Source organism: Cupriavidus sp. CP313 (assembly GCF_054072015.1).
This window is the reverse complement of record NZ_JBSVZB010000079.1, coordinates 1-1,948: the sequence shown is the minus strand read 5'-3', so window position 1 is coordinate 1,948 and position 1,948 is coordinate 1. Positions and strand designations below refer to the sequence as shown.

2 protein-coding genes are annotated in these 1,948 nt (G+C 65.4%); both read right to left on the bottom strand.

What is annotated here, in order from left to right; genetic code table 11:
* Positions 1–72: 72 nt before the first annotated feature.
* Positions 73–861, bottom strand: coding sequence for an IS21-like element helper ATPase IstB (gene istB / locus ACW4E8_RS40940; RefSeq protein WP_436222392.1), 789 nt, complete (start codon positions 859–861; stop codon positions 73–75).
* Positions 858–1,868 carry an IS21 family transposase gene (istA, locus tag ACW4E8_RS40935; RefSeq protein ID WP_456809689.1) on the bottom strand — a complete coding sequence of 337 codons (1,011 nt, stop codon included), beginning with the start codon at positions 1,866–1,868 and terminating at the stop codon, positions 858–860. The genes istB and istA overlap by 4 nt, the downstream gene beginning before the upstream one ends.
* Between the last annotated feature and the right edge of the window lie 80 nt (positions 1,869–1,948).

The window sequence follows — 1,948 nt, the reverse complement described above, 5'->3', positions numbered from 1 at the left end:
TGTCAACGCCGATTTAAATCTGACCCACTTTGGCAAGAATCGCCGAAGTAAAACTGACCCACCTGGCTCCCGTCAGCCAGCCGCCTTGGCGGCGGCTCGCCCGTTCGTTTGCCCCGCCCGGCGCTTGTCCTTGAGCCGGTAGCTTTCGCCGGTAATCTGCACGATATGGGCGTGATGCAGCAGCCTGTCCAGCATCGCTGCCGTCAGCGTCTGGTCGTCGGCGAAGGCGCTGGCCCATTGCGCGAACGGCAGGTTGCTGGTCAGCACCATCGAACCGCGCTCGTAGCGCTTGGCGACGACGTTGAAGAACAGGTTCGCCTCCTCACGCCCGAAGGGCAGATAGCCGATTTCGTCGACCACCAGCAACCTGGGACCCATCACCGCCCGATTGAAGTATTCGCGCAGCCGCCCTTGCTGCCGGGCAGTCGCCAGTTGCATCATCAGGTCGGCCGCCGTCAGGAAGCGGCTTTTGATGCCAGCCTGCGTGGCCCGATAGGCCAGTGCCGTCGCCAGATGTGTCTTGCCTACGCCGGACGGCCCGAGCAGCACGACGTTCTCGGCGCGCTCGATAAACGCCAGGCTGGCCAACTCCTGTATCTGCATGCGCGGCGCGCCGCTGGCGAAGCCGAAGTCGTACTGCTCCAGCGTCTTTACCGACGGCAGCGTCGCCAGCTTGGTCAGCACCTGACGCTTGCGCTCCTCGCGGGCGGCAACCTCAGTGTTGAGCAGCCGCTCCAGGAAATCGGCCAGACTGGCGTCCTCGGTCGCCACCCGCTGTGCCAGCGGCCCCCACTCCAGCGCCACGCGGTCTAGTTTGAGCTGACCGCACAGGCTGGCAATGCGCTCGTGCTGCAGGTTCATGCCGCCACCTCCAGCAGGCTGTCATACACGGCCAGCGGGTGCTGCAGGCTCTCGCGCGGGATAGGGCGCATGGACGTGGGTACAGGCAGCGGTCTCCCCGCTTGCGGCAACGGCAGCAAGACCTCTTGCTCGACGGCAAGGCGCACCGCGGGGCGCTCGCCAGTGGTGGCATGGACCCGTGTATTGGCCACCTCCGTCAGCCAGCGGCCGATGTACTGGTTGGCGGCCCCGACATCCAGCTTCAGCCCGGCTTGTTTGAGCGTGGCAGCCAGCGGCACGACGAAGCTCTCCTTGAGGTAGCGATTGAAGCGCTCGACCTTGCCCTTGGTCTTGGCCCGGTAGGGGCGGCAAACCTTCAGCGCGAAGCCATACCGCTCGGCCAGCGCCAACAGTTCCCGGTTCCAGCGGTGGCGGCCGTCGCCGTGCGCGTCGCGCTCGACGACCACCGACTTGGCGTTGTCGAACAGGATGTGCTCGGGCACGCCGCCGAAGAAGGCCAGCGCCTCTTCCAGGCAGGTGCATAGCGTGGCGGTATCCTCGCCGGCCGTGAAACGCACGAAACTGGCGCGACTGTAGCCCAGCGTCGCCACCAGTGCCAGCAGTGGTTCGCGTCCGCGCCGGATGACAGTGAAGTCGGCCTGCATTTGCTTGCCTGGGGCCGTCTCGAAGCGCACCAGCGGCTCGGGCTCGGCGCGCTTATGCGGCGCCAGAAACACCTTGAGCTGGCTGACGCCGCCGTCGTAGCCGCGCTCGCGCAACTCGCGCAGTAGCACGGTCGCCGGAATCCAGCGTGGGCGTGCCGCCTCGATTCGCTCCAGCAAATAGCCGTGATACGGTTCGAGCTTCGTCGCTCTGGACTCACGCGGCCCGTACCGGCCAGCTTGTTCGTCGCGCAAATAGCGCCGCACTGTGTTGCGCGACAGACCCGTCTGCCGCGCTATCTCCCTCACTCCCACACCTCGTTTCGCCAATACCCTGATTTCCACTGCTTGCTCCTGTGTCAGCATCGGCGGCAAATCCGCCATCCTCCACCAGGTGGGTCAGTTTTACTTCGGCGGGGTGGGTCATTTTTGCATCGGCGCTAACA

Coding starts and splice junctions, on each gene's coding strand:
- istB (WP_436222392.1), bottom strand. CDS start 861: ATGAACCTGCAGCACGAGCGCATTGCCAGCCTGTGCGGTCAGCTCAAA.
- istA (WP_456809689.1), bottom strand. CDS start 1,868: ATGCTGACACAGGAGCAAGCAGTGGAAATCAGGGTATTGGCGAAACGA.